We start from the raw sequence: 25483 nt of genomic DNA on the forward strand, positions 1-25483 counted from the left end.
GGGCTCAGGAGCCCGCTTCCCGCGCGCGCACGATCTCGGCGAGCGTGTCGGTGATCCACTGTTCGGCGGCGGGCTTGGTGACGCCCAGGCCGGCCAGCAGCCGCCCGCCCGCCTCCTCGTCGCTGAGCAGGGCCAGCAGGATGTGCTCGGTGCCGATGTAGTTGTGGCCGAGCCGCAGCGCCTCCCGGACGGTCAGGTTGCGCACCCGCTTGCCCGCGACGCCGAACGGGACGTCGCCGGTGACGGCGGTGCCGGTGGACGGGGGCAGCGCGGCGCGGGCGGCCGTGCGCACCGCGTCGAGCGACACGCCCTGCGCCTCGATCGCCTTGGCGGCCAGCGCCTCGGGTTCGTGCAGCAGGCCCAGAACGATGTGCGTGCCGTCCACCTGGTCGTGCCCGGCCTGCCGGGCCTCCTCCTGCGCCTGCTCCAGGACGTGGCGGGTGCGCGGGGTCAGCCGCGCGCCGATGCCGCTCTCCGGCGGGCCGGGCTCGGCGCCGGGCCTGGGCACGAAGCGCTTCTGCGCGGCCTGCTTGCTGACGCCCATGCTGCGGCCGATCTCCGTCCAGGACGCGCCGGACCGGCGCGCCTGGTCGACGAAGTGCCCGATGAGGTGGTCGGCCAGCTCGCCGAGCCGTTCGGACAGCAGCATGGCCGTGGCCAGGTGCTCCAGCGGCCCGGCCTCGTCGGGGGACGCGATGACGACGACGTCGATCAGGTCGTCCAGCCGTACGGGGAGTTGTTCCATGCGTCAACCGTAGGTTGACGATCCCTGCTCGTCAACCCTGAGTTGACGATTGACAGGCAACCTTCTGGTTGCCTATGGTGGCGACAGGCAACCAGAAGGTTGCTATCCCAGGTGAGGACGATGGACGCGATATTCAAAGCGCTCGCCGACGCCAGCCGCCGCCGGCTTCTGGACAGCCTCAACAGCCGTAACGGCCAGAGCCTGCGCGAGCTGTGCGCCGACCTGGACATGACCCGGCAGGCCGTGACCAAGCACCTGGCGGTGCTGGAGGCGGCCTGGCTCGTCACCACGATGCGCCGCGGCCGGGAGAAGCTGCACTACCTGAACGCCGCGCCCATCAACGACATCGCCGAACGCTGGATCGGCCGCTACGACCGCGAACGCGCCCGTGCCCTGGCCGACCTGAAGACCGCATTGGAGGCCGCCCCGATGACCGACAACCCGTTCGTCTACACGACCTACATCAAGACCACGCCCGAACGGCTCTGGCAGGCCCTGACCGACCCCGCCTTCACCCGCCGCTACTGGAACATCGAGTTCGAGACGGACTGGAAGCCGGGCTCCACCATGGCCTGGCTGGACGAGGACGGGCGCAAGACCGTCGACTCCGAGCAGGTGGTCCTCGAGGCCGAGCCCTACCGGCGGCTCGCCTACACCTGGCACACCTTCACGCCCGAGTGGGCGCAGGCCGCCGGGATCGGCGACGACGTGTTCGCCAAGCTGGTCGCGGAGCCGCGCTCGAAGGTCACCTTCGAGATCGAGCCCTTCGGGGAGGAGATGGTGAAGCTGACCGTCGTGCACGACGGCTTCGGACCCGACAGCACCATGCGCGCGATGATCAGCGAGGGCTGGCCGGGCGTGGTGGCCCTTCTCAAGACCCTGCTGGAGACCGGCGAGGTCCCCGCGGTCCCCCAGCACTAGGAGACCCGCGGCCCCGCGCGGGGGGAAGGCTACCGATCGCCCCGCACGATCTGGTCGGCGTGCGTCCACAGGAGCGCGCCGCCCGCCTCGGGAAGGAAGTGGCGGCGCGCCCCCGGGATGCGCCCGGCCAGCGTCGCGCCGAAGTCGGGGGAGTGCGTGGGGTTGGTGTCCTGGCCGCCGTACCACAGGTCGACGGGGACGGCGATGTCCGCCACGTCGAACGGCCAGCGCGACATGTGCAGCACCGTGTCGCGCGCGTAGCCGCCCGCGCCCTGCGCGAACCCCTCCGACAGCGCCCGCCGGAACGCCGACTCGAAGTCGGGCCGCAGGTACACGTCGCGGTCGACGGCCGGGCTGCCCTCGATGCTCATCCGCCACATCGTGTCGGGGTCGCCGAACGCGGCGAACTCGGCCTCGGCGGCGGCCGGGTCGGATGCCACCAGCTCGACCAGCCCGCGGATGTCCGGCGGCAGGCGGTCGGCGAACACCGGATGCGCCAGCTCGTCGCCGCCGGACACGACCGTGGCCGCCGCCGCGACGCCGCGGACGGCGCACGCCAGCGCGAACGGCGCGCCCTGCGAGAAGCCCACCACGCGCGGCGCGTCCAGCCCGAGCTCGGCGACCAGGTGCGCCACGTCGTCCGCCCAGTCCAGCAGCGTGCGGCCGGGGCACGGATCGGACGCGCCGAGCCCCGGCCGGTCGACCGTCACCAGCCGCACGCCCGGCGCGTCGAACCCCAGCCACCTGCTCCACCCGGCGCCCCCGCACAGCAGCACCGGCGCGCCGTCGGATGCCCCCCGCTCGGCCCAGCCGAGCACGCGCCCGCCGGGAAGCTCGATCGTGCCCAGCCGGTCCGGTCCGGTGATAGTCACACGCATGATCGACAATGCTGCCCCAGCCGCCCCGTCCCGCGCATCCCGAGAAAGGACGCCGGCCGAGGCCGGTGGCCGCGCTCCGGGCACGACCACCGGCTGGGGGATCAGCCGATCGCGGCCAGGTCCACGATCTGGAACGATCCCTTGATCGTCCTGATGAGGTACCGGTCGAGGACCGAGCCGGAGCCGTTCTGCCGTGCGCTCGGAATGGTCTGCGGGACATCACCCTCGTGGCCGGGGCCGAGGTCGAACAACTTCCCCGTCGCCAGGTCATAGACCGCTTCGTGCTTGTTGTGGAGCGTTCGATTGATGAATCGGTCGTACATCACCGGCAGCCCGGTGACGGGCAGCTTGTCGGCCGGCAGCGCGCGGCCGGTGCCCCCGGCCAACGGAAGGATGCGGGTGTCGGGAACGCGGTCGAGTGTGACGCCGATGGGCGGTCCCCCCAGGCACCAGCTGATCCAACATGTCCAGGTGTTCGGAGCCTTGGGGGGCTGGATGCTTCGGGTCTGCCCCGTCTCGAGGTTGCGCAACTCCTTGAAGTCGGTCTCGCCGGCCTGCCCCTTGGTGGTGCCCGGTGTGCCGATCCAGGGCCAGGAGAGGATGCGGTACCCCTCGGTTCCGGGGATCATCCGCGCGCTGCCACCGGCGAGCGGCGCCTCGTACACCGCGGACTGCCGGTCACCGTCGGCGCCGCCTCGGACGTCGGCCGCCGCGTCGGCGCCGGCAGGGGAGAGGCTCCAGCGGAGCTTGCCGCCGCCGACCACCAGTTGCCCGACCTGCGCCTCCTTCGACGCGGCGTCCATCGACAGGACCCTGCGGGCCTTTCCGCCGCGCAGCGGCGCGGCCCATATCTCGGTCGCCGACCGGCCGCCCGGCTTGGCTCCGTTCGCCCACACGACCTGACCGTCGCCGACGGCGAAGTCGCTAGTGATCTCCGGCGGTCCGGCCGGCTTCGGGACATCCGTGACCTTGGTGGCCTGGCGTGTCCGGGGGTCGTACCGCCACAACCGGTCGGGCACATCGTCCCTGGACGACGTCGAGACCAGCAGCGATCCGTCGTCCAGCGCCACTTCGGGGTTGTACGCGCGGCCGTCGGGCAGCGTGTCCGGCACGGTCAGGATCGCCGCCTTCGGGACCGGCACGGGCGATGGGACGGTCCTCGGCGGCAGGGCGCCCGCGTTCCGTCCCGAGAACGCTCCGGCCCCCGGCCCGGTGTCGGCGACGAACGAGGTCCCCGCGGTCACCGCCATCGCCGTGGTGATCGCCGCCGCCACGGGCACCATGGCCCGGTTGCGCCTGCGCGCCCGCCCGCGCCTCACCACCCGGTCGAGCAGTTCCGGTGCCGCGTCCGGGGCGTCCAGCGAGGCGGCCCTGAGCGTGTTCCTCAGGGCCTGCTGAAGGTCATCGGTCATGGTGGGCTCCCATCGTCGGGGTCGGTGCGGGACGCCAGTCCGCCCGGAGCTTGTCGAGAGCGCGGGCGGCCTGGCTGCGCACCGTCCCCCGCGAGATGCCGAGCACCTTGGCTATCTCCTCGTCCGGCAGGTCTTCGTAGTAGCGCAGGACGAGCACGGCGCGTTGCCGCTTCGGCAGCGCCGCCAGGGCCCGCCACAACCGGGGGTCGCGTTCCGCCTGCTCCAGTCCCCTGTCCACGTGGTCACGCTCGGGCACCTCGCGGACGAGGTGCTCGCGCCTGCGCCGCCGCCACATGCTGATGTGCTTCCGCGCCATGATCGTCCGCGTGTAGCCCTCCGGGTCGTCCTTCCTGACGACACGCGGCCACGCGGCGCGCAGCCGGATCAACCCCTCCTGCACGAGATCGGCCGCGTCGTGCGCGTTGCCGGTCAGCACATAGCCGTAGCGGAGGAGCGTCGAGGCGCGGTCGGTGACGAACCGCTCGTAGGTCAATGCGTCGTCATCATCCACAGGCCATCCCTTCTGTCATCACCGGGACGCCGCAGGCCCGCGAATCTGTTGCATCCGCCGGCCGGCCACGGGATGACCAGGGATGTTCGGATTCCGGCCCCCCGAGAACGGTCGGGGAGTGGACCAAGGGGAGGGAGCCGCGTGAGGAACCTCTGCCGGCCTGCAAGCCGCACAGGAGCCGTCCTGAGGACGGCCGGCGAGGGCGCCGATGCCGTGGGCGGCACGAGTGTCCGCAGAAGTGGCGTTTCCTGTACAGGACGTCGCGTCCCCCCTGTAGAAACGGACTGTGACGGGATGGGACGAGCCGTCGCTGGCGCGGTTGCGCGCGGCGGCGTACCGCTGGGACGGCGCCGCGGGCATGGACGTCCTGCGGGCCCGGCCGCTCGGCCCGGTGCTGCAGTACGCCGGGGACGTCCTGGTCGCCGCCCTCGAACAGGACGTGTCCGGCGCCGAGGCGATGGCCCGCAAGTGCCTGGAGGAACTGGACGGCCGCGACCTTCCCGGCGACGCCGAGCTGGCGGACGAGCTGTCGGCCGCGCTCGGGGCGCCGCGCGGCCCGGAGCTGACGCGGGTGCCGGTCGACCTCGGCGCGCTGGCCGCCGCGCTGGACGACCCCGGTCCGCACGCGGTCGACCTGCGCACCGGCGACGTCGTCCCCGCCGACGAGGCCGGCGCGTCGTTCACCGACAGCCTGGAGTACGAGCCCGAACGGTGGCTGGCGCTGTGGGGCGAGCCGGGCGGCGACCGCGACGAGGACCGGCGGCGCGGTCGGGCCCGGCGCTGGCTCGCCGAACGCGGCTGCCGCCCCGGCCCCCGCACCCTCTGAGCACGGCCAGGACCCCCAGGACGGCGGGGACCGCCTACGACCCCGGTTTGACCAGCGGGAACGGGATGGTCTCCCGGATGCTGCGGCCGGTCAGCGTGATCAGCAGCCGGTCGATGCCCATGCCCATGCCGCCGGCGGGCGGCATCGCGTACTCCAGGGCGCGCAGGAAGTCGCTGTCGAGCTCCATCGCCTCCGGGTCGCCGCCCGCCGCCTGCAGCGACTGCTCGGTGAGCCGCTGCCGCTGCAGGATCGGGTCGATCAGCTCCGAGTACGCCGTGCCCAGCTCCAGGCCGAACACGATCAGGTCCCACTTCTCCGCCAGCCGCGGGTCGGCGCGGTGCGGGCGGGTCAGCGGCGAGGTCTCGGCCGGGTAGTCCCGCACGAACGTCGGCGCGACCAGGGTCTCCTCGACCAGCGCCTCGAACAGCTCCTGCACGATCTTTCCCTGGCCCCAGCCGGGGTCGACGTTCACGCCCGCCCGGTCGGCCAGCTCGCGCACGGTGCGCTGCGGGGTGTCCGGGGTGACCTCCTCGCCGAGCGCCTGCGACACCGACCCGTACACGGTGATCTCCCGCCACGGCTCGGCCAGGTCGTACTCGACGCCGTCGCGCACCACCACCGTCGTGCCCAGCGCCGCCTTGGCCGCCGCCGTCACCAGATCGCGGGTCAGCGCGGCCATGGTGTCGTAGTCGCCGTACGGCTCGTAGGCCTCCAGCATCGTGAACTCGGGATTGTGCTTGTTGGACACGCCCTCGTTGCGGAAGTTGCGGTTCAGCTCGAACACCTTGCCGACCCCGCCGACCAGCAGCCGCTTGAGGTACAGCTCCGGCGCGATCCGCAGGTACAGCTGCATGTTGTAGGCGTTGATGCGGGTGGTGAACGGACGGGCCGCCGCGCCGCCGTGGATCGGCTGCAGCATCGGCGTCTCGACCTCCAGGTAGCCGCGTTCGCGCAGCGTGTCGCGCACGGCGGCCACCGCGTCGCCGCGCATGCGCAGCATCCGGCGGGCCTCGTCGTTGACGATGAAGTCGACGTACCGCTGCCGCACCCGCACCTCGGGGTCGGCCAGCCCGGTCCGCTTGTTGGGCAGCGGACGCAGGCACTTGGCGGTCATCGTCCACGACGCGGCCAGCACCGACAGCTCCCCGGTGCGGGACGTGACGACCTCGCCGGTCACCCCCACCAGGTCGCCGAGGTCGACCAGTGACTTCCAGCGCCGCAGCGCCTCGGCGCCCACCGCGTCCTCGGCCAGCATGACCTGCAGGTCGCCGGTCTCGTCGCGCAGCGTCGCGAACACCAGCCGGCCGTGCTCGCGGGCCAGCACCACCCGCCCGGCGATCGCGACCTCCTCGCCGGTGCGGGTGTCGGGCGCCAGGCCCGGGTGGCGGGCGCGGATCTCGGCGGCGAAGTCGGCGCGGTCGAACCCGAGGGGATAGGGGTCCATGCCGCCGGCGCGGATCTGGTCGAGCTTGGCGTGCCGCACCCGTTCCTGCTCCGACAGGCGGCGCACCGGCGGGCGCGGTCCCTTGGCCGCGTCCTCGATCTCCTGGATGCGGGCGACGACGTCCGGCGGCGGCACGGTGCGGGCGGCACGTTCCAGCTTGGGCCGGTTGAGGTTCGGCAGGAAGCCCTCGGCGCGCGCGTACGCCAGGCCGAGCCGCACCAGGTGCCGGCTCTGCTCGTAGCAGATGAACCGCGGCCGCCACTCGGGCATGTACTTGGCGTTGGCCAGGTACAGCGACTCCAGCTGCCAGAACTTGGACGCGAACGACAGGAACCGGTACGACAGCCGCGCCACCGGACCCGCGCCGATCTGCGAGCCGCGCTCGAACGCCGACCGCAGCATCGCGAAGTTCAGCGACATGTGCTTGGCGCCCAGCCCGGCCACCTTCTCGGCCAGCTTGGCGACCATGTACTCGTTCAGCCCGTTCTCGGCGGTGCGGTCGCGGCGCATCAGGTCCAGCGACAGGCCGGTGCGGCCCCACGGGACGAAGCTGAGCAGCCCGCGCAGCCGGCCTTCGGCGTCGAACGCCTCCACCATCACGCAGCGGCCGTCGGTCGGGTCGCCCAGCCGGCCGAGCGCCATCGAGAAGCCGCGCTCGGTGTCCTCGCCGCGCCAGGCGTCGGCGCTGCGGACCAGTTGCTCCATCTCCCAGTCGGGGATCTGCGAGTGCCGCCGGATGCGCACCGAGTACCCGGCCCGCTCGACCCGCCGCACCGCCTGCCGGACCTGCCGCATCTCCCGGCCCTCGAGGTTGAACTCGGTCAGGTCGATGATCGCCTCGTCGCCGAGCTCCAGCGCGGTGAAGCCGTGCCGCTTGTAGATGTGCGCGGCGCGCTCGCCCACGCTGACCGCGCCGGGGATCCAGGCGTGCGCCCGGCACTCGCTCAGCCACGCCTCGATCGCCTGGTCCCACGACTCGGGGTCGCCCAGCGGGTCGCCGCTGGCCAGCGACACCGAGCCCTCCACCCGGTAGGCGATGGCGGCCTTGCCGTTGGGCGCCACGATGACGTCCTTGTCGCGGCGCAGCGCGAAGTAGCCGAGGGAGTCCTCGTCGCCGTACTCGGCCAGCAGGGTGCGCGCGGCCAGCTCCTCCTCGGCGCTGAGCACCGCCTCGCGGCGTCCCGGCCGGAACATCGCCCAGAAGGTGATGACCAGCAGGCCGGTGCCCAGCACGCCGATGGCGGTGTCGACCCAGCCGGGCACGTTCACGTCCAGGTCGCCGCCGGTCAGGCCGGCGCCCAGCACCGTCTGCAGCACCACGTAGGCCGGGTGGGTCCACCCGCTGCCCTCGGCGTCCCGGTCGGTGACGGAGACCAGCAGCGTGCCGATGCCGCCGCTGACGACCAGCCACACCGAGAACACGATGGCGGCCAGGCGCCGGTTGGCCCGGTCGGGCAGCGTGGTGAACTGCCCGCGCGCCGCGATCAGCAGGCCCAGCACGGCGCAGTACGACACGGCGGTGACGATCTCGCCGCTGGCCGTCGGCTCGGCCGGGTCGAGCACCACGGCGATCAGGATCAGCACCGAGTACGCCGCGTACAGCCCGAACAGCACCATCAGGATCCGCCAGGCGGCCTTCTTGCGCCGCCGGATCCCCATCGACAGCAGGATGTACAGCAGGCCGAGCGGCAGGCTCGGCGACAGCCCGAGGTAGTAGATCCAGCGCAGCGCCCAGATGTCGGCGATGCGCAGGATGAGGTCGGACGACAGCCACGACAGGATCGACAGGATGCCCGACAGCCGGGTGTACCAGAAGAAGACCGTCGGCACCGACTCGATCAGGCTCCGCCACGCGCCGGGCAGGCCCCTGTCCGTCATGCTGCTCCCATCGCGACCATGCCGCTCGTCACCAAGCCGCCCGTGCCGATGCCGCTTGTGATCGAGCTGCGTTCTCTTCTTTGTACCGGCTGTCACGTCTTCACGCCTCTGTCCGCCGCGCGGCGTGACCTGCCCGGAGGCGGCCGCGCGGATTCCGCCTGTGATCGGTGCGAACTTCGGGGGCGCGGCGGACGTCCTACCCCGAGAGGGCTCCGGCCGCCGAGCCGGGTCCAAGGTTGTCAGCAAAAGTCGATATGGTCGCCGATATGCCGAACGAGACCACCGGGGAGCGGTTGCTCGCCCGCCGTTACCGACTGGTGACCCCGGTCGGCCGCGGCGGCATGGGCACGGTCTGGCATGCGCACGATGAGGTCCTCGGTCGTGACGTCGCGGTGAAGGAGGTCATCCTCCCGCATGGTCTCACCGACGAGGAACGCGCCGTCCAGCACAAGCGCACCTTCCGCGAGGCGCGCACCGCGGCCCGGCTGGGGCATCCCGGGGTCATCACCGTCTACGACGTGGTCGAGGAGGACGGCCGGCCCTGGATCATCATGGAGCTGCTCCGGGCGCCGTCCCTCGACCAGATCATCAAGAGCGAGGGCCCGCTGGAGCCGCGCCGCGCCGCCGAGCTCGGCCGCCAGATGCTGGCCGCGCTGCACGCCGCGCACGAGGCCGGGGTGCTGCACCGCGACGTCAAGCCGTCCAACGTGCTGGTCAGCCGGGGCGACCGCGCGGTGCTCACCGACTTCGGCATCGCCACCTCGGCCGGTGACGCCACGCTGACCCAGACCGGGCTGGTCATGGGCTCGCCCGCCTACATCGCGCCCGAACGGGCCCGCGGCCGCACCGCCGGGCCCGCCTCGGACCTGTGGTCGCTGGGCGTCACGCTGTACGCGATGCTGCACGGCAAGTCGCCGTTCGAACGTTCCGAGCCGATGGCCGCGCTGGTCGCCGTCATCTCCGAGGAGCCCGATCCGCCCGAGAACGCCGGGCCGCTGACGCCGGTGATCGAGGGCCTGCTGCGCAAGAACCCCGACCAGCGCATGGACGCCATCGAGGCGGGGGCGCTGCTGGACGACATCGTCCGCATGGAGACCGTCGACACCCAGCGCACGCTGGCGGTCGAGGTGCCGCTGGAGGAGCTGCTGGGCCGTCCGCCCGGCCGCGCGTCCGAACCGGCCGACGGCGACGCGGCCGGTACGGCGGTGGACGAGGCGTCCGGCACGGCGCGGCCGTACGCCGACCCCTCCGCGGACCCCTACTCCAGCCTGTACGCCGACAAGCCGGGCGGCGGCGAGCCGTCCGGCGGCGGCGAGTCCGGCGGGTCGTCGTCCGGGCTCGACACCCAGTCGCACCGGCGGGACGACCTGCCCGGCGGCACCCGCCTGAGCCCCGCCATGGACGAGGCGGGCGCGCACGCCGTGCCGGGAGGTTCGGCGCCCGGCACACGGCCCGTCGGCGGCGGGGCGGCGCCCACCGGCCCCGCGCGCCGGCCGCCCGCCCTGGGCCGCGGCGTCGTGATCGCCGTGGTCATCGTGGTGATCGTGCTGGTCGCCGTCGCCGGATACGCCCTGGCCAGGGTCGGCAAGGACGACAACGAGGGCGCCACGCGCGGCGCCACCCAGCCGCCCCCGTCCGCCACGGCGCAGACCCGCTCGGCGCCGAACACGACCGCCCCCGCGTCGTCCTCGCCCCCGGCCACGCCGACGACCGCCTCCCGCGTCCCGGAGGGCTTCCGCCTGTACCGCGGCAAGAACTTCTCCACGGTGATCCCCGAGGACTGGAAGGGCCCCGAACGGCGCAGCACGTCCCCCACCAGCGTGTTCTTCACCCCGCCGAGCGGCGAGGGGTACATCCAGATCGACCAGACCTCCGACCCGAACGAGAGCGCGCTGAAGGACTGGGAGAACCTCGCCCCCTCGGCGCGCGGCCGGTTCCCCGGCTACGACGAGATCAAGATCGCGCCGGTGACGGAGGGGGAGCCGGTCAGCGACCCGTCCGGCGCCGACGCCGCCGACTGGGAGTGGACCTACAACGGGAAGTCGGGGCGCCTGCACGCGCTGAACCGCGGGTTCGTCATGGACGACTTCGGGTTCGCGATCCTGCTGGTGGCGCCGCACGACGGATGGGACGGCACGCTCGCCGAACTCGCCCCCGTCTACGAGAAGTTCGAGACCGACGACTGACGTCCGGGCCCGCGGCCCGGCTCCTCGTCCCCTTAGGGCCGTATTTCACGAACATGAGCGGATCTGACTACGGAGATCGGTAGGGTCGCCACACATGTCGCAGGGGGACAACACGGAAGCGGGCGCCGGACGGCTGCTGGCCGGGCGCTACCGGCTGGTCTCGGTGGTCGGGCACGGCGGCATGGGCACCGTCTGGCGGGCCCGCGACGAGACCCTCCACCGCGACGTCGCGGTCAAGGAGGTCGTCGTGCACGCCGCGGTGAGCGACGAGGAGCGCCGCGAGCGGCACGTCCGGACCCTGCGCGAGGCGCGGGCGTCGGCGCGGCTCAACCACCCGGGCGTGGTGACCGTCCACGACGTGGTCGACGAGGACGACCGCCCGTGGATCGTCATGGAGCTGCTGCGCGCGCGGTCGCTGCAGGAACTGGTGGACGAGGACGGCCCGCTGCCCCCGGCGCGGGCGGCGGGGATCGGCCGGCAGATCGTGTCGGCGCTGCGGGCCGCGCACGCCGTGGGCATCCTGCACCGCGACATCAAGCCCGCCAACGTGCTGGTCGGCGACGATGACCGGGCCGTGCTGACCGACTTCGGCATCGCGCACGTGGTGGGCGACGCGACGCTGACCAAGACGGGCCTGCTGGTGGGGTCGCCCGCGTACATGGCGCCCGAGCGGCTGCGCGGCGACCGCGCCGTGCCCGCCTCGGACCTGTGGGCGCTCGGCGCCACCCTGTACACCGCGTGCGAGGGCAGGCCGCCGCACCACCGCACCGACGCCATGGCCGTCCTCGCGGCGATCATGACCGAGGAGCCGCCCCCGCCGCGCAACGCCGGCCCGCTGACCGCGGTGCTGCTGGGCCTGCTGGAACGCGACCCGGGCAGGCGGATGACCGCCGAGCAGGCCGAGCCGCTGCTGGCACAGATCGCGGCCGGGTCGACGGCGGTGGACGTCCCCGCCCGCCCGGCGCCTCCGCCCGTCCCCGCGCCGCCCGTCGCCGCGCCGGGCGGCCCGGCGCACGACGCGACCGCGCATGTTCCGCACGGTGGCCAGGTGTGGTCACCGCACGACGCGGTCACCACGTCGCCGGGCGGCGGCGAACCGGGGCGTGCACGGCGTTCCGACCGCCATCTGGTGCTGATGACGGTCGGGGCCATGGTCGCGGTCACGGCGGTCGCGGTCGCCGTCACGGTCGCCCTGTGGCCCGACCGCGGACGCGGCGGCACCCCGCCGGCCACCCGCACCACGCTCGCCGGCGCCCCGACCGGCCGGGCCGCCACCGACCCGGCGCGGAATTCGCCGGACCCCGAGACGTCCAGCCCCGACCCGACCCCGTCCGACCCGCCGCCCCCGGCGGCACCGCCCGGGTTCCGCACCGCGCGCGGCCCCGGCTTCACCGTGGCCGTCCCCAACGGCTGGGTGCGCACCGAACGCGGCGCCAGCGTCTTCTGGCGCGACTCGGCGACCGGCGCGTACATCCAGATCGACCGCACGCCGTGGTCCGGCGAGCCGATGGCGCACTGGCGGCAGTGGGAGCGCGAGGTCGTCGCCAGGAACAGCCTGCCCGGCTACCGCCGCCTGGACCTGCGGAGCACCAGCGTGGACGGGCATCCGGCGGCCGACCTGGAGTTCACCTTCAACATGCGCGGCGGCGTGCGCGCCGTGGACCGCGGCGTGAAGGCCGGCGGCAGGTCCTATGCGGTGTTCGTCGCGGTTCCGGTGTCGAGGTGGAACCAGTACCAGGAAACCGTGAACAATGTCCTGGACACGTTCCGCCCGACAGGGGTGCGATGAACCACGGGACGGCCGGAGGCGTCCCAGTACCACACATGTCCGCGACGTGCGCGTCGGGAGGGGACCCGATGCGGCGCGCGGCGCGACGGGGGACCATGGGGTCATGGGAGAGGGTCATCTGCTGGCCGACCGCTACCGGCTCGACGAGGTGGTGGGCCGGGGCGGCATGGGCACGGTATGGCGGGCCTATGACGTCACGCTGGACCGCGAGGTCGCGATCAAGGAAGTGGTGCTGCCGCCGGGGCTGAGCCCCGCGGAGCGGGACGTGCTGTACGAGCGCACCTTCCGGGAGGCGCGGGCCTCGGCCCGGCTCAACCACCCGGGCGTGGTCACCGTCCACGACGTGGTGCAGGAGTCCGGACGGCCGTGGATCGTGATGGAGCTGGTGCGCGCCCGCTCCCTGCAGGACCTCATCGAGCGGGCGCCGCTGGAGCCGCGCCGGGTCGCCGAGATCGGGCTGCAGACGCTGTCGGCGCTGCGGGCCGCGCACGAGAAGGGCATCCTGCACCGCGACGTCAAGCCGAGCAACGTGCTGATCACCGACTCCGGCCGGGTGGTGCTGACCGACTTCGGCATCGCGCAGGCCGAGGGCGACTCCACGCTCACCCAGACCGGGCTGGTCATGGGCTCGCCCGCGTACATCCCGCCGGAGCGGGCGCGCGGCGAGCGGGCCGTGCCCGCCTCGGACCTGTGGGCGCTGGGCGCCACCCTGTACGCGGCGGTGGAGGGACGCTCCCCCTACGAGCGGTCGGACGCGATGTCGTCGCTGGCCGCCGCGCTGAGCGAGCCGGTGCCGCCGTCCCGCAACGCCGGTCCGCTGGGGCCGGTGCTGGACGGGCTGCTGGCCCGCGAGCCGGCGTACCGGATGACCGCCGCGCAGGCGATGCCGCTGCTGACCAGGATCGCCTCGGCGCCCCCGCAGCCTCCTCGGCCGACGCGGGTGCCCGCGCCGCGTCCGCCCGCCGAGCGGCACACGCCCGCGCGCTACCCGGCGGACGGGCCCCGAGCGTCGTCCGGCCGGGGGCGCGCCGACGAGACCGTGGTGGACGACACCGCGCTGGACGATCCCGGCAGCGGTTACGGCGCGGCCGCCTCGTCATCGGTCCCGGCTCCGGCGTGGGTGGTCGACGACAGGCGCGGCGCCGACGAGACGGTGCTCGACGCGACCGAGTTCTACGGGGACACCCGCGACGACACGGGTTCGGCGGCCTCCCCGTCGCCTCAATCGTCCCCCTCACCTCGGTCGTCCCCGTCACCTCAGTCGTCCCCGTCCCCGTCTCACTCGCCGTCGCCGTCGCCGTCGTACCGGTCGGGCGGCGGGGCGCGTCCGTCCGCGGGCGCCGACCCCGAGGCGCGCACGCTGCTGGAGAGCGACTGGGAGGCGGCCACGCGGCAGGCGTCGACGCCGCTGACCACGCCGCCGCCGGCCTCGCCGTCGTGGGAGCGGTCCGCCGAGCCGCACCGGCAGTGGGAGCCGTCCTCGGCCGCGCGACGCGACGACGTCCGCGAGCAGGTGCGCACGCTGGTGTTCGTCGTCGTGGCGGTGGTCCTGGTGGTGGGCGCCGTGCTGGCCGGGGCCTTCATCCTGCGCAACAGGCTCACCGGCGGCTGACGCGCCGCGCCGGGCGGGCTAGTCGCCGGGGAAGAGGGCGTCGAGGGCCTCGCGCAGGTCGCCGACGTGGCTCTCCAGGCGGTCGAGGTCGTCGTCCGGGGCCGGCGGGTCGGCGCGGCGTGAGCGCAGCCGCGCCACGTCGTCCTCCACCCGGGCCAGCCGTTCGCCGAGCGACCGCAGCAGCCGGTCGCCCTCGCCGGTCTGCGGGTCGCCGCCGGACACGGCCCGGCGCAGCAGCTCGGCCTGCTGCCGCAGCCGCACGTGGCGGCGGTGCAGCTCGACGAACACCGACACCTTGGCGCGCAGCAGCCACGGGTCGAACGGCTTGGTCACGTAGTCGACGGCGCCGGCCTGGTACCCGCGGTAGACCTGCTCGTCGGCCGAGCCCGCCGCGGTCAGGAAGATGATCGGGATGTCCCGGGTGCGGGGGCGGCTCTTGATGCGCCCGGCCACCTCGAAACCGTCCATCTCCGGCATCACGACGTCCAGCAGGATCAGTGCGAACTCGTCGTTCAGCAGCTCCTTGAGGGCGGCCGGACCGGACGAGACCGGCACCACCTCGACCGGCAGCACGTCGAGCACCGCCGCGACAGCGACCAGGTTCTCCTCGCGGTCGTCGACGGCCAGGATCCTCGTGGCGTGCGTCACCTGACTCCCTCAACCCGGCGGCGGACGACTCGCGTCCACCCTGTCATGTCCGCGCCCCCACCGAACAGCGCGCAGCGGACATCGAATTGCCACAGACTGAGAATTTCTAGGGCAGCCAGCCGGGTTTGACAAGTCCGGACTCGTACGCCAGCACCACGAGCTGGGCCCGGTCGCGCGCGCCGAGCTTGACCATGGTGCGGCTGACGTGCGTCTTGGCGGTCGCGGGGCTCACCACCAGCCGCTCGGCGATCTCCTCGTTGCTCAGTCCCTCGCCGACGAGCGCCATCACCTCGCGCTCGCGGTCGGTGAGGGCGTTCAGCCGGGGGGAGGGCGCGGGCTCCTTGGCGCGGGCGGCGAACTCGACGATCAGCCGGCGGGTGACGCTGGGCGACAGCAGGGCGTCCCCGGCCGCCACCGCCCGCACCGCGTGGATGAGCTCGACCGGTTCGGTGTCCTTGACCAGGAAGCCGGACGCGCCGCCGCGCAGCGCCTCGAAGACGTACTCGTCCAGCTCGAACGTGGTGAGGATGACGATCCGCACGCCGTCGAGCCGCTCGTCGGAGCAGATGCGCCGGGTGGCGGCCAGGCCGTCCAGGCGGGGCATGCGGATGTCCATGAGGATGACGTCGGGGCGCAGCCGCCGGGCGGCCGCCACGGCCTCCTCGCCGTCGCCGGCCTCGCCGACCACCTCGATGTCGGGCTGGGCGGCCAGCAGCGCGCGGAACCCGGCGCGGACGAGCACCTGGTCGTCGGCGAGCACAACCTTGATCACTCGGCACTCCCTGGGGTGTCCGGCCCGCGCGCCGCGGCGCTGGAGACGTCGGCGGGGGCGTCCGGCGCGGGCTCCTCGATGATGGGCAGTGTCGCACGGACGCCGAACCCTCCGCTCGGCCGCGGGCCCGCGGCGAACGTGCCGCCGAGCGCCGCGGCGCGTTCGCGCATGCCGCGGATGCCGCTGCCGCCCGCGTGGTCGTCCAGCAGGGACACCCCGCGGCCGTCGTCCTCCACCCGCACGGAGATCTCGTGCTCGCCGTAGCCGATGCGGACCCGCACCGTCACCGGGCCGGGCCCGGCGTGCCGCGACACGTTCGTCAGGGACTCCTGGACGATGCGGTAGGCGGCCAGGTCGGTGCCCGCGGGCAGCGGCCGCCGGTCGCCGGTGATCTCGGCGCGGACGTCCAGCCCGGCCGAACGGGCCCGGTCGAGCAGGTCCTCCAGCCGGTCCAGCCCGGCGGTGGGGGAGCGCGGCGCGCTCTCGCCCTGCGAGCGCAGCACCCCGATCACCGAGCGCATCTCGGTGAGCGCCTCCTTGCTGGCCTCCTTGATCGCCGCGAGCGCGGTGCGCGCCGCCGCCGTCCCGGTCGGCCCGGGGTCGTCGTCGAGCAGGTGCAGCGCCACCCCGGCCTGCACGTTGATCATCGAGATGTTGTGCGCGAGGACGTCGTGCAGCTCCCGGGCGATGCGCAGCCGTTCCTCGCTGGCCTGCCGCTTCTCCTCCTCGGCGCGGGTGCGCGCGGCCTCGGCCAGCTTCTGCCCGCGCATGCGGATCAGCTCGGCGGCGATCAGCACCACCAGCGCCCACGCCACGGTGAACGTGATGATCCCGAGGGTGGGCTCCTCCACCGGGAACGGCGCGTCGCCCTGGCCGCGCCGCTCCAGCGGCACGCCGATGACCGCGGTGAGGGAGAAGTATCCGGCGAGGGCGGCGGCGGTGCCGCCCCAGGCGATCACGCGGTGGCCCGCCAGGACCGCGCCGAGCGTCGCCACGGCCACCGCGACCGGTGCCGGGCCCATGACGTAGCCGCGCAGGAAGTACAGGCCCGTGATCACGCCCACCACGGCCAGGGTGAGGACGGGACGGCGGCGCCGCAGCAGCAGCATCGCCGGGCCCGCCACGAGCAGCGCCACACCGAAGGCGTCCAGGTGCTGGAAGGGGTAGTCGTGGCCTCCGCCGTGCCCCCACGGCCCCTGCTCCGTCCAGGGACCTCCCTGCGGCCCTCTGCCGCTCTCCCCGCTCTGCGCGCCGAAGGAGCCGCCGACCTGGAGCAGGGCCACGAACAGCGGCGCCAGCCACACGGGCCACTGCGACGGCGTGGGCCAGTGTGCCCGGACGTGGGCGCCTCCCGCGGTAGTGCTCATTCCTGCAGGCTAAGGGGGATCCGGGCGGCCCGGCATCGGCTCCCAGGAGTGATGCGCGGTACTCCCTGGGGTGTACCGGGCGGGGTCCTGTGGTGTGCCGGAGTCGCGGCGGGCCCCGGCATGCCAGGAGGTCAGCCGGCCAGCCATTCGCCGGTCTCGACGCTCACCAGGCCGTGCCGGGCCGCCTCGATCACCGCCTCACGCTGCGAGTGCACGCCGAGCTTGCCGAGCACGCTGCGCACGTGGCTGCGGGCGGTGCTGCGCGTGACGCCCATGGCCTTGGCCAGCGCCTGCGTCGACTCGCCGCGGGTCAGACGGGTGAGCACCTCGCGCTCGCGCGGGGTGAGGAACCGCGCCGCCCTCTGCGCCTGGCGGCGCGGCCGCCGCACGGCCCCGGCATCGCCGTGCGTCGCGGCGTGGTCGACCACCACCTCGCCCGCTTCGACCCGCTGGAGCAGGGCCAGGATGTCGTCCGCCTGGCGGCCCTTGTCCGCGAACCCGCGCACGCCCGCCGCCAGCCCTGCCTCCAGGATCGGCCGGTCGAGATAGCCGGTGAGCACGACGAACCGCGTGCGCGGCGCGGCGCCCCGCAGCCGGGGCATCCACTCCAGCACGTCGCCCTGGGGGAAGCGCAGGTCGACCAGGCACACGTCGGCGTCGCGGCCGCGCAGCACCGGCAGCAGTTCGGACGGCGAGTAGGCCACGCCCACCACGACGTGGCCCGCGTCGGCCAGCACCAGCGAGAGCGAGTCGGCGAACATCGCGTGGTCGTCGCACACGATGAGCCTCATCGGCGAGCCCGTCCGGGTTCGGCGGACGCGGCGGCCGACGCGGTGGCGGGCGCGGGCGGCGCCGACGGCAGCAGCAGGCGGACGCGGGCGCCGCCCGTCTCGCCCGTGCGGATCTCCAGGCTGCCGCCGTGGCCGGACACGATGTCGTGCACGATGCCCAGCCCCAGGCGTCCCGGCAAGGGCGCGTGCCGCGCCGCGGCCGTCCGGGCGCCGGCGGAGCCGAAACCGGGGCCGTCGTCGTCCACCTGAACGATCACCCAGCCGCCCTCGGCCGTGACCCGCACCTCGACCCGGCTCTCGGCCACCCGGCAGGCGTTGTCCAGGACGTTGCGCAGCGCCCGCCACAGCGCCACCGCCTCCATGTGCGCCCACGCCTCGGCGCCGCCGAACAGGATGCGGCGCGGCGTGGCCAGACGCAGCCCGGTGACGACCTCGGCGGCCAGCTCGTCCACCCGGACGCGCTCGGGCCCGGGCGGCGGCCGTGTGCCGTCGGCCGGGCCGTCGTCGGCCTCCAGCCGCCGCAGCAGGTGGTCGAGCCAGCGCGTCTCGCCCAGCAGTTGCTCGACGCGGGCGCGGCTGCCCGCCCCGATGTCGTCGGCGGTCGCCACCGCCGAGGCGAGCATGATGATCGTGCCGAGCTCATGGCGGATGTCGTGGCGCAGCCGGCGCCGCCACAGGTCGCCGTCGGCCGCCGCGTCGGCGTCGGCGTCGGCGGCCCGCACGCCGCGTGCCCGCTCGTCGTCCCCGGCGGCCGGCGGCGGAGCGGCGGAAAGGGCCGCCGGCCGCACCGGTTCCGTCGGGGACGACCGAGACTGCCCGTTGTCCATGGGGTGACCCCCGTCCCGTTTTCAGCACCCAGTAGACCGTCGCCCGCGCCACGTCGCATGTCCAGTCAATTGACCGCAACCGACCAGGGGCTGACCAGAAGCGGACAGGGTAAAAAATCAGTAAACCGATTCTATTGTTAGTGAGACGGATGGTTGTTGCCGTAGCCCCGCCGACATCATTTCCTCTCCTCGGCGTGGCCGGTATGAGCATTCCGGCGGATGTGGTCCGGGTGCCCTTTGGCAATCGCCTCGAAGCTACGGTTACCTTTCCTTGAAGCTGTCGCACTGGTGCTCAGTGTGGCGGTGTCTTCGCTGCTCACAGCTCCGTGACGGGCTTCGAGAGGTCTTCCTGGACGCCGGTGCCGGAATCGAAGATGATCACCTTGATGTTTCGCGGGCGCTGGACGCCGGGCGGGTGGCCGGCCCTCGCGAACACCTCGATCCCCGGGTGAGCGAACGGCCTCCAGAACGCGCGCGCATCCTCATTGCGTGCCGCCCGGAGTCGGCCTTCCGAGGTCGGACGCCGCGCGCCGCCGGACCCGCCAGGTAATAGAACTCCAACCCTGGCAGCAATTCCCGCTCGACAATCGCGGCTCCTGGATCGCCGCGATTCCCGAGTCGTCGCCGATGTGCCACGACGCCGCCTTTCTTCCGGACGTCGACGGCCGCGCGGTGCTGAACTGCAACGACGCCCGGCTGGTCGCGGTGCCGTCCCGGCGGACCAGGCGCCTGGCCGACAACCGCCCGGACGTGATGGCGCTGCGGCCCACGAGCCTTCTGGCATCCGGTTCGCTCCACGTACCCGCCTGCCGTGACGGCGAGCGGCGGCCTGGAGGCGACGTGCCCGGCGGGAACCCGGCGCCCCGAAACTCGGTTGACATTGGGGGGTTTTGTAACGGAATGTCCGGGGAGGGGGTTGTTGATCGTGTGCGCCCGCGTTCGTTTTGAATGCGGGTGGATCTTGTACTGTGTAGGGTCTTGCCTGCTTGGCAGGGTTGTGGGCGCCGGGGGGAATGAGTGCGCAGGCTTGGTGCGGTGGGGCACCGGATCGACGTGACGGCACGCGCGATGCGGCGGATGTCCCGCCTGCGGCTCGGTCTGATGATCGCCGCGTTGACGTTGGTCGTGGTGGGCATGGAGGTCGCCGCGCTGCAGCTCGGCTCGTTCGAGCTGCCGCTGCCCAAGAACCAGGCGGTGGCCGACCCGGCGGGCGGCGGCCGCTGACGCCTCTGCGGCGGCGCCCCGGTGCGGTCACGCGACCGCATCAGGGCTACCGGCGGGCGTTGTGCTCCCGCATGACCGACTGGAGGTCGGGACGCCCGGCACGGCCGTCGGCGTCGGCCAGAGTGGGGCAGGCCGACTTCCGCTGGCGGCCCCAGGAGTAGGACACGTCCATCGGCGGGTCCGGCACCAGCCGGTCCCAGCGACGCAGGATGGCGCGCAGCTGCCCCTCGGTCGGCAGCCGGAACCGGTACGTGCCGTCGGCGCAGCTCTGCCCGAACGTCTGGAAGACCGGGACGATCACCCGGCGCGGTATCCCGGCGGCGCCGGCCATGCGGACCATCCGGTCGATCTCGCCGAGGTCGCAGCCGGGACGCGGCCGCACGCACGGGTACGGGTCGAGCCCGACCAGGTCCACGCCGGTCCGGGCGGGCGCGACCGCGCGCATCGGCTGCCAGTCGGTGAGCGAGACGAACGAGACCTGGCCGGGGGCGTGCCGCCGCACGTACTCGGCGCGGCGGCGTATCTCCCCGGCCACCCAGGGGCACGCACCGGGGTTCGGCTCGTCCGACAGGTACCAGCCGTACACCCCGGGATGGCCGGCCAGGCGGCGCACGGCCGCGGTGAACTCCTCGAACGGCAGCTCGAACGGGCCGCACGTGGAGTTGCCGACCCACAGCAACGCCCGCATGCCGTCCGGGACGCCGCGCACCGGCCACTCGTCCGGCTTGACGTCCACCACGTCGTAGCCGAGCGCCCGCAGCCGTGCGAAGTCGTGCGGCGCGGTGTTGAGCGCGAGGTGGCGGGTGCCGCCCGGCCGGGCCGCGGGACCGCCGGGCGTGGCGGGCGGCCCCCGGTACGACCCGCCGCTGTCGGACGGGCCGCGCCGGGCGTGCACCACCAGCCCCGCCACCAGCCCCGTCACGAGCACGGCGAGCGTCACCGCCGCGGCGACCCCGGACCTGACCCGCATCGGGCTTGCGCGCCGGGAACCGTCAGGCCGCCGAGCCGGGTTCCTCGGCCGCCCGGGGAACCGGGTCCGCGAGCACCGCGCCAGGTCCGCCCGCGACCGGCCGGGGCAGGGCGGGCACCCTGAGGCCGAGGACGTGGCGGGCGGTGTGGACGAGCGTCCGCAGGGTGGCGCGCAGCGACGGGTCCCGCAGGTAGAGCGCGTCGACGGCGGCGCGGGCGGGCACGACCTGCCGGATGTACTCCGTCAGGTCCACCTCACGGCCCGGGGTCAGCACGGCGTCGTCGGACAGGCGGACCTGCGAGAAGCCGGTCATGCCGGGACGGTGGTCGAACACCCACCGGTGCGCCTGGTCGTAGTACACCGCCAGCTCGTAGGTCTCCGGACGCGGGCCGACCAGCGTCATCTGCCCGCACAGCACGTTGACCAGCTGCGGCAGCTCGTCCAGCGACCACGCGCGCAGCACCCTGCCCACGCGCGTCACGCGCGGGTCGTGCCGGGCGGTCACCGTGAGACCCGCGGCGTCGCGCCGCATGGAGCGGAACTTGTACATGGTGAACGGCCGCCCGCCCTGCCCCACCCGGACCTGCCGGAAGATGCCGGGGCCGCGGCTGGTCGCCCGCACCAGCAGGTACAGCAGCAGCAGGGGCACGCACAGCAGCACCAGCCCGGCCGCCGCGCCCGCGACGTCCAGGGCCCGGCGGGCACGCGACGGCGGAACGCCGGCGGACGGGACGACCGGACGGGCCACGAGCCCGCCTTCCGAGACCGGCATGGCGGTCACCTCTTCCCTGTGAGTCTCTGGTTCCGGACGGCCCTGTCGACGCGGGCGAACCACGCCAGCAGCGCCGCGGTGGTGGCGACGAACGACACGGAGGTGGCGACGGCCGCGCCCACCGCCCCGTAGCGCGGGATCAGCAGCGCGCCGCACGCGACCACGACGACCAGGCCCACGGCCTGGCCCATGGACGCCGCGCCCGGCCGTCCCACCCCGTACAGGCAGGCCGTGACCAGGCCGGTGACGCCGAAGGTGACGACCCCGGCCAGGCGGATGTGGGTGGGCGTCACCGCGTCGTGGAACGCGTCCCCGAACACCCACGGCAGCGCGGTGCCCGCGACCAGCGCCAGTGGCAGCGCCGCCAGGACCGACACGCCCAGCGCGGGCAAGATCAGGCGGCGGGTGCGGCGGATCGCCTCGGCCCGGTCCGCCCGGGCGAAGTCGGGATACAGGACGTAGTTGACGGCCAGGCCGGGCAGCTGCACCAGCTCGGCGAACTTGCTGGCGACCGTGTAGACGCCCAGCACCTTCGGCCCGGCCAGCCCGCCCAGCAGCGCCATGTCGAACCGCAGTTGCAGCAGGTCGATGAGCTGGCCGAGGTAGCCGCGGTAGCCGTACCCGACCATGTCGCGGGCCAGGCGCGGGTCGAACCGGCCCCAGCCGCGGAAGAACCCGCGGCGGGCCAGCCGCGCGGCGATCCACGCGGCCGCCGCCACGTCCGCCAGCACCAGCGCGGCGACCAGCGCGCCCGGCCCGTGCCAGCCGACGAGGATCACCAGGTAGAAGGGGAGGAACACGAACTCCTCCACAGCGATCGCCAGGTTGGCGCCGTTCAGGTCGTCGCGGCCCTGCAGCAGCCCCTTGCCGACCGACACGAACCCCTGCGTGACGCACGGCGCGGCGGCCGCCAGCGTCACCCAGTACGGGAACGCCTTGAAGAACGCCATGTGCAGCAGCGGCGCGGCGGCCAGCCACACCAGGCCGCTGAGCAGCGCGCCGGCGACCGTCAGCCAGACCAGGGTGGGACGCACCCGCGTCCCGTCGTGCTCGCGTCCCGACAGGAAGTACGGCGCGGCGACGGGCAGCCCGGCGCCCGCCAGGTGGCAGACGAGCGCGGGCAGGATCCGCACCAGCGTGAACGCGCCGACCAGCGCGGGCCCGCCGACCCGCGCGACCAGCACCGTGGCCAGGCCGAGCGAGGCCAGCGCGCCGAGGCGTCCGGCCATGTTCCCGGCCATCAGCGCCAGCACCCTGCCCGTGACGGTGCGCCCGGCGGTGCGCGCGGGGGGCGTCTCCGGGGCCGCGGGCCTGGGGCGGGCCTCGGTCATCGCGTCGCCTCCGGACGGCGGCCGAACGACTCGACCGCGGCGATCAGGCCGAAGAACGCCCAGCCGTGCCGGTAGTGGAGCACCTCGTAGAACAGCCCGGAGACCAGGAAGACGACGACCAGCGCGCCGAACAGCTCCGGCCGGGGCACCAGCCGCGCGTACTCGGGCGCGAGCCGCGGACCCGGACGCGCGATGCGCACGCATCTGAGCAGCAGGAGGAACACCAGGACGATCAGCGCGATCCCGCCGAGGAACCCGCGTTCCAGCACGGCCGCGATGTAGTCGTTGTGCGCCTCACGGACGTAGGCCTCCTGGTTCTCCAGCGTCCGGGCCTCGGTCTGCGCCGGGCCGATGCCCCACGGATGCGGCTGCTCGCGGATCATGCGGAGGGTCGTGCCGGTCACCGTTCCGCGCGACTCGGCGCTCTCCCCGGTGCTCCGCCCGATCGAGTCGCGCAGGACGGGCGAGGCGGCGCTCGCCCGGTCCAGATACGGCTGGACGTCGACCTGCGACAGCGCGGCCACGGCACCGCCGCCCAGCAGCGTCACCAGGCACCCGGCGGCGACGGCGTGGTGCGCCCTGCCCTCCCGCACCATCCGCCACAGGCCGCCCGCGACCGTGGCGAGGACGAGGGCGAGCACGCCGCCGTTGGAGCCGGTCAGCAGCTCCGCCGCGATCAGCACCGCGCACACCGCCCACCGCCGCCACGCCGTCTCGGGGAACCGTGTGGCGCGCGCGATGAACAGCGCGCAGATCAGCCAGTTCGCGGCGTAGTTGGCGTCGCCGAAGGTGAACTGCAGGCGTTCGCCGTCGGGCTGCTTGCCCGACAGCGCGTCCTGGCCGGTCACGAACCCGGCGAGCATGAGGACGGCGGAGAACACGCCGGCGCACACCCAGGCGCGCAGCGCCACGCGCAGCAGCCGCGGGTCCCGGCCGAGGTTGGCCAGGCTCACCGCCCACAGCAGCACGAACAGATCCTTGACCAGCGTCAGCGGGCCGACGTCGTTCACCACCGCGGCGATGCCGCCCGCCACGACCGTCAGCAGCGTCGGCACCAGGAACGGCCAGCGCACCGGGACGCCCAGCGACGCCGCCCACAGCAGAGTCGTCACCGCCAGCACGACCAGCACCAGGTCGGGCAGGCCGGTGTTGCCGGGGCCGGGCGGCAGCCCGAACGGCATGAGCAGCGGCAGCGAGGCGATGCCCGCGACCAGCACCAGCGCGACCACCGGCAACCCCCGAGGCCGCTCGCCGGGCGGCTCGTCCGCGCGGAGGGTCCCGGGTCGCGGCGGCCCGGCGGCCATCGTCGTCCTGATCATCGTGTGGTGCCGTCCCGTCACCGCCGGTACGGCCGGGTGGACGCGCCCCGATACGTCTCGTCGAGCACCTCGCCCAGATGGCGCGGGCTGAACCAGTCGCCCACGTGGGCGCGGGCGCGGACGGCCATGCGGGCGGCGGCGGACGGGTCGTCCAGCAGCGCGGCGATCGCGACGGCCAGCGGCTCGGGATCGTCCGGCGGCACCAGCAGGCCCGTCTCGCCGGGCAGCACCAGGTCGTGGTTGGACGACACCGCCGTGGCGACCAGCGGGATCCCCGCGCCGATCGCCTCGACCAGCACGCACGGCAGCCCCTCGGTGTACGTCGGCATCGCCATGACGTCGAAGGCGGGCAGCACCTCGGCCACGTCGTCGCGGTGCCCGAGCCAGCGCATCCGGCCGTCCACGCCCAGCCTGGCGCTGAGCCTGGCCATCTCCTCGGTGAGCGGGCCGCCGCCCACCCACAGCCCGAACACGTCCTCCGGCAGCCGCGCCAGCGCCCGGGGGAGCAGGTGCGGCCCCTTCACCGGGGCGAGCCGTCCCACCGACCCGACGACCTTGACGCCCAGCGGCAGGTCGAGACGCCTCCGGGCCTGGGCACGCGCACCGGAGGCGGCGGCGTAGGCGTCGACGTCCACGGCGGGGTAGGACAGGCGGATCCGTTCGGGCGTGGCCAGTCCGAGCCGCAGCGCGGTGGTCGCGGTCTGCGACCCGACGGCCAGGAACGCGTCGGTGTGTTTGGCCGCCACATGCTCCAGCCGGATGTAGGCGCGGCGCCGCGGCCACGACTGGTAGTCGTGGAAGGGGAAACCGTGCCAGGTGTGCACGATGCGCGGCACACCCGCCCGGGCCGCCGCGAGCCGTCCGATGAAACCGGCCTTGGAGCTGTGGGTGTGGACGACGTCGTAGCGCCCCTCGGCCAGGACGCGGGTCAGGGTGCGCAACGCGGTCAGGTCGTCGCGCGGGGAGATCTGCGGCACGAGCGGCCGCACCTGCGCGACCTGCATGCCCGCCGCGTGGGCGCGCGCGGTGAGGTCACCGGTCGCGGCGTTGGCCACCGCGTCGTCCCCGTAGCGGACGCCGGCGCGGTCTCCGCCGGACGCGCCGGCGGCCTTGCTGTCGATGCCGACGCCGCCGGTGAACACGGTGCGTTCGTAGGCGTCGGGGTCCAGGGCGAGCAGCCCGTTCAGGGCCACGTGACCGGCCCCGCCGTTGAAACGGGTGATCACCGTCGCCACTCTCAGCTTGCGGTCGTTTCGCACG

At 73.9% G+C, this 25483-nt stretch carries 21 protein-coding genes; 6 read left to right on the plus strand and 15 right to left on the minus strand.

The annotated features are described in order from the left end of the window. Positions 1-4: 4 nt before the first annotated feature. Positions 5-745: a Clp protease N-terminal domain-containing protein gene (locus ABD811_RS30430; RefSeq protein ID WP_344954635.1), complete on the minus strand. Its 741-nt coding sequence runs from the start codon at positions 743-745 to the stop codon at positions 5-7. 120 nt (positions 746-865) lie between these two features. Between ABD811_RS30430 and ABD811_RS30435 the strand changes: the two genes are divergently transcribed. After that, positions 866-1666, plus strand: coding sequence for an ArsR/SmtB family transcription factor (locus ABD811_RS30435; protein WP_344954638.1), 801 nt, complete (start codon positions 866-868; stop codon positions 1664-1666). 29 nt (positions 1667-1695) lie between these two features. Here the strand turns inward: ABD811_RS30435 and ABD811_RS30440 are convergent, their stop codons facing one another. From ABD811_RS30440 to ABD811_RS30450, 3 genes are all read right to left on the minus strand, one after another. Then, positions 1696-2544, minus strand: coding sequence for an alpha/beta fold hydrolase (locus tag ABD811_RS30440; protein ID WP_344954639.1), 849 nt, complete (start codon positions 2542-2544; stop codon positions 1696-1698). A gap of 101 nt (positions 2545-2645) precedes the next feature. Further along, positions 2646-3956, minus strand: a complete 1311-nt coding sequence (locus ABD811_RS30445; RefSeq protein WP_344954640.1) for a TolB-like translocation protein — start codon at positions 3954-3956, stop codon at positions 2646-2648. Further along, positions 3946-4467 carry a SigE family RNA polymerase sigma factor gene (locus ABD811_RS30450; protein WP_344954642.1) on the minus strand — a complete coding sequence of 174 codons (522 nt, stop codon included), beginning with the start codon at positions 4465-4467 and terminating at the stop codon, positions 3946-3948. Before ABD811_RS30450 ends, ABD811_RS30445 begins: the two co-directional genes overlap by 11 nt. Before the next feature lie 286 nt (positions 4468-4753). Between ABD811_RS30450 and ABD811_RS30455 the strand changes: the two genes are divergently transcribed. Beyond that, on the plus strand, positions 4754-5293 hold the full coding sequence (locus ABD811_RS30455) for a hypothetical protein (RefSeq protein WP_344954643.1): 540 nt from the start codon (positions 4754-4756) through the stop codon (positions 5291-5293). A 34-nt stretch (positions 5294-5327) separates the two neighbouring features. Here ABD811_RS30455 and lysX read toward each other — a convergent pair whose 3' ends face one another. After that, the gene (gene lysX / locus ABD811_RS30460; RefSeq protein ID WP_344954645.1) at positions 5328-8615 is read right to left on the minus strand and encodes a bifunctional lysylphosphatidylglycerol synthetase/lysine--tRNA ligase LysX; all 3288 of its coding nucleotides are present in this window, start codon (positions 8613-8615) and stop codon (positions 5328-5330) included. 266 nt (positions 8616-8881) lie between these two features. Here lysX and ABD811_RS30465 point away from each other — a divergent pair, with 266 nt between their 5' ends. From ABD811_RS30465 to ABD811_RS30475, 3 genes are all read left to right on the plus strand, one after another. Beyond that, complete coding sequence (locus ABD811_RS30465) at positions 8882-10801, plus strand: serine/threonine-protein kinase (protein WP_344954647.1); 1920 nt, start codon at positions 8882-8884, stop codon at positions 10799-10801. Positions 10802-10895: 94 nt separating this feature from the next. Beyond that, entirely contained in the window at positions 10896-12590 is a 1695-nt protein-coding gene (locus ABD811_RS30470) for a serine/threonine-protein kinase (protein ID WP_344954648.1), read from the plus strand. 103 nt (positions 12591-12693) lie between these two features. Continuing rightward, on the plus strand, positions 12694-14202 hold the full coding sequence (locus tag ABD811_RS30475; protein WP_344954650.1) for a serine/threonine-protein kinase: 1509 nt from the start codon (positions 12694-12696) through the stop codon (positions 14200-14202). A gap of 18 nt (positions 14203-14220) precedes the next feature. On the opposite strand, the gene ABD811_RS30480 is transcribed toward ABD811_RS30475, so the two are convergent. The 5 genes from ABD811_RS30480 to ABD811_RS30500 all read right to left on the minus strand — a co-directional run bounded on the left by ABD811_RS30480 (position 14221) and on the right by ABD811_RS30500 (position 18568). Further along, positions 14221-14850: a response regulator gene (locus tag ABD811_RS30480; protein ID WP_344954651.1), complete on the minus strand. Its 630-nt coding sequence runs from the start codon at positions 14848-14850 to the stop codon at positions 14221-14223. Positions 14851-14956: 106 nt separating this feature from the next. Then, the gene (locus ABD811_RS30485) at positions 14957-15622 is read right to left on the minus strand and encodes a response regulator transcription factor (RefSeq protein ID WP_344954653.1); all 666 of its coding nucleotides are present in this window, start codon (positions 15620-15622) and stop codon (positions 14957-14959) included. Continuing rightward, positions 15619-16989 (minus strand): sensor histidine kinase, encoded by a 1371-nt coding sequence (locus ABD811_RS30490; RefSeq protein WP_344954654.1) that lies wholly within the window; start codon positions 16987-16989, stop codon positions 15619-15621. The genes ABD811_RS30485 and ABD811_RS30490 overlap by 4 nt, the downstream gene beginning before the upstream one ends. Before the next feature lie 131 nt (positions 16990-17120). Beyond that, complete coding sequence (locus ABD811_RS30495; protein ID WP_344954656.1) at positions 17121-17780, minus strand: response regulator; 660 nt, start codon at positions 17778-17780, stop codon at positions 17121-17123. Further along, entirely contained in the window at positions 17777-18568 is a 792-nt protein-coding gene (locus tag ABD811_RS30500; protein WP_344954657.1) for a sensor histidine kinase, read from the minus strand. The genes ABD811_RS30495 and ABD811_RS30500 overlap by 4 nt, the downstream gene beginning before the upstream one ends. A 1074-nt stretch (positions 18569-19642) precedes the next feature. Between ABD811_RS30500 and ABD811_RS30505 the strand changes: the two genes are divergently transcribed. Further along, positions 19643-19831 carry a hypothetical protein gene (locus ABD811_RS30505; RefSeq protein ID WP_344954659.1) on the plus strand — a complete coding sequence of 63 codons (189 nt, stop codon included), beginning with the start codon at positions 19643-19645 and terminating at the stop codon, positions 19829-19831. 46 nt (positions 19832-19877) lie between these two features. Here the strand turns inward: ABD811_RS30505 and ABD811_RS30510 are convergent, their stop codons facing one another. Genes ABD811_RS30510 through ABD811_RS30530 form a run of 5 tightly spaced genes read right to left on the minus strand, consistent with a single transcriptional unit; the run spans position 19878 to position 25482 of the window. Beyond that, on the minus strand, positions 19878-20801 hold the full coding sequence (locus ABD811_RS30510; protein WP_344954660.1) for a hypothetical protein: 924 nt from the start codon (positions 20799-20801) through the stop codon (positions 19878-19880). 22 nt (positions 20802-20823) lie between these two features. Continuing rightward, positions 20824-21573, minus strand: a complete 750-nt coding sequence (locus ABD811_RS30515) for a sugar transferase (RefSeq protein ID WP_344954662.1) — start codon at positions 21571-21573, stop codon at positions 20824-20826. Between the two features lie 5 nt (positions 21574-21578). Then, entirely contained in the window at positions 21579-22904 is a 1326-nt protein-coding gene (locus ABD811_RS30520; RefSeq protein WP_344954664.1) for a lipopolysaccharide biosynthesis protein, read from the minus strand. Further along, positions 22901-24223 (minus strand): O-antigen ligase family protein, encoded by a 1323-nt coding sequence (locus ABD811_RS30525; RefSeq protein ID WP_344954666.1) that lies wholly within the window; start codon positions 24221-24223, stop codon positions 22901-22903. The genes ABD811_RS30520 and ABD811_RS30525 overlap by 4 nt, the downstream gene beginning before the upstream one ends. 17 nt (positions 24224-24240) lie before the next feature. Beyond that, positions 24241-25482 carry a glycosyltransferase gene (locus ABD811_RS30530; protein WP_344954668.1) on the minus strand — a complete coding sequence of 414 codons (1242 nt, stop codon included), beginning with the start codon at positions 25480-25482 and terminating at the stop codon, positions 24241-24243. Position 25483 lies beyond the last annotated feature (1 nt).

Source organism: Actinomadura miaoliensis (assembly GCF_039536785.1).
Classification (GTDB): domain Bacteria; phylum Actinomycetota; class Actinomycetes; order Streptosporangiales; family Streptosporangiaceae; genus Spirillospora; species Spirillospora miaoliensis.